Below are 2,053 nucleotides of genomic sequence, written 5' to 3'. Positions count from 1 at the left end.
GCACCCGACCAATGGCAGTCATTTAACTCATCATTCAGGTGCCTCAGCTACGGACGTTCTTAGCAATGCAGCGAGGGACGTATGTTAAGAATTGTTGTTGCAATCATCAGCATCTTGCTCGCGGTGCCAATTACTTTTATTGAAGCATTTGCAGCGCAGGGCAACGATCAAGGTTTCGAACACAATATCGCGCTAATCGTTCAAATTGAGGGAGCTTCGTTAATAGCAACTTCCGCTGCTCTTATTTTTCTGCCGAAAATTCAATGGCTACATTTTGCCGTTATGGCAATCATGGTGCTGTCGATCGTTGCCATATTGATGTATTATCGTCTTACCGGATGATGAATGAGGTTTCGCTGTTGCATGGCAGACTTGCGCCCGTCACAGGCGTTCGATCTGTCAACCCGCCTACGCCCGCGAAGGAGCCAAAAATTCCAAGATAATCAACAGGTTATGCTGGTGCGCTTACGGTCCTCGAATAGTGTCTTAATTGGCCTGATTTTTCGCATCTTTGAAAAGTCAAGTTGACTGATACCCCCTCACCTACCCCCAGAACTTTTTGGAGATTTTGGCGGGTGTTCGAGTCAGCATTTCCAGCCAAGCGCGCGTTCAATGACACCCTGATCCACCAAGGAATTGTCCAAACTGACGAGCACCCAAGGACGTAAATGGCCGCAGCCAGATTGACGAATTCCGGCACACGGGTGAACTTAGCCACCGTTTTGGCGCATGAGTGCCGCTTCCGCCTGATCCGGTTGCTCCACCAGCGCACACCGAGCGTTTCACTAAAGCATCGGTATGCTGCGACCCAATCGATGCGTTGAGATATGGGAGAAAGTTTAGGTGATCGCAGACACTATCAGTTCGAATCAAAGCTGAAGGCCAAGAGCCTGCGCAGGCGGCTTCTTCGGTTTGGTCGCCGCGACCGCTTTCATAAACGGCTTGGTCTCGACCGGAACGAAGCGCAAGACGATATCCTGGTACTTGCAGATGTGTTGGAGCTGGTCGTGCAGCAGTTTCAGTTCATACTGGGCCATGAAGGGGAGGTCGGAGGCAGTTGGCAGCTTTTTCTTTTTATCACACAGGATCCACAGGCACACGCGATACCCGTCCCCGGAGTTATCCTTCATATGCTCCGGAATGTGGTCCAAGTAGCTTTGCTTGGTAGGAGAAGCGGATGCCCCGATGTGCTTGCGAATCTCGCTGAGGAATGCCTGATCGCGTACGAAACTTTCGCAGTAGAAGCGAGTCTGCGCAAACAGGTAACTGATCGATGACGAGCCGCCATAGGGCTTGCAGTTGATGATTCGCATCACCCCATCGTCGGAGAGATCGAGGATGTCACAGAACTCCTTGTCTTTTCGGCTGCTACCAATCCGCAATTTAGCCGTATCGAACTTAATACTCCGTGATCGCCGCTTGCACGCCTCGTCGTTGAAGATACCTTCCCGGTTCTTCCCTTGCTTGGCGTCAAATATGGGAATGTCGACATAGAGAGCCTCAGCCGGCTCCTGACGAACCTCCTTGGCAACGAAATCGACTACACTCTTGTAGAAGTCGCCGGCGACAACCTTCCATTCACCATCGGTCAGAATGAAGTGCCGTTTGCCGAGCTTGTGTTCGAAGATGATGCAATCGTACAGAGACCACCACTTGTTCGAGAGCACACGCTCGTCGACGTGCGAATATGCCCAGATCCGCTTGTTATGCAGCTTCTTGATGGTGAGTTGGCCAAGCTTCAGAACCGTCTTGAGTTGGACGGGGTCTAGATGCGCATAAATATGATTCTCTGTGACCTCATGGTCGCTGTAGGAGAAACTGAATTCTTCCGCGGCCAGAAACTCTGGTATCCAAAGCATGATCTGGTCAACGTCACCTGCCTGGAGGACTTTCAGTAGCTCCGCGTCCAGTAGTTCGACGTCCTCGCCAGCGGCAGGCTTGAAGTTTCGGTAGTTGGGAAAGAGCTTGGCGAAGTCGTCCTTCGCATAGGCGGTGAGGAATCTCTCGCAATGCTCGATCAACTTATCCCACGTCAGCTTCTCGCTTCCCATGC

General features: G+C 51.6%; 2 protein-coding genes. One reads left to right on the top strand and one right to left on the bottom strand.

Annotated features, from left to right (window positions below; genetic code table 11):
- Positions 1-81 precede the first annotated feature (81 nt).
- Positions 82-342, top strand: a complete 261-nt coding sequence (locus tag MJ601_RS21720; RefSeq protein ID WP_242130473.1) for a hypothetical protein — start codon at positions 82-84, stop codon at positions 340-342.
- Between the two features lie 527 nt (positions 343-869).
- Here the strand turns inward: MJ601_RS21720 and MJ601_RS21715 are convergent.
- On the bottom strand, positions 870-2,053 hold a 1,184-nt coding region (locus MJ601_RS21715), incomplete at its 5' end, for a DUF6119 family protein (RefSeq protein WP_242130472.1).

The sequence above is a fragment of the Sphingobium trunci genome, assembly GCF_022664535.1.
In the GTDB taxonomy this organism is placed as follows: Bacteria; Pseudomonadota; Alphaproteobacteria; order Sphingomonadales; family Sphingomonadaceae; genus Sphingobium.
This window is presented reverse-complemented; position numbering and strand designations above follow the sequence as displayed.

What these genes read in the sequence shown, in the direction of transcription:
- MJ601_RS21720 (WP_242130473.1), top strand. Translation starts at nt 82, where the DNA reads ATGTTAAGAATTGTTGTTGCAATCATCAGCATCTTGCTCGCGGTGCCA.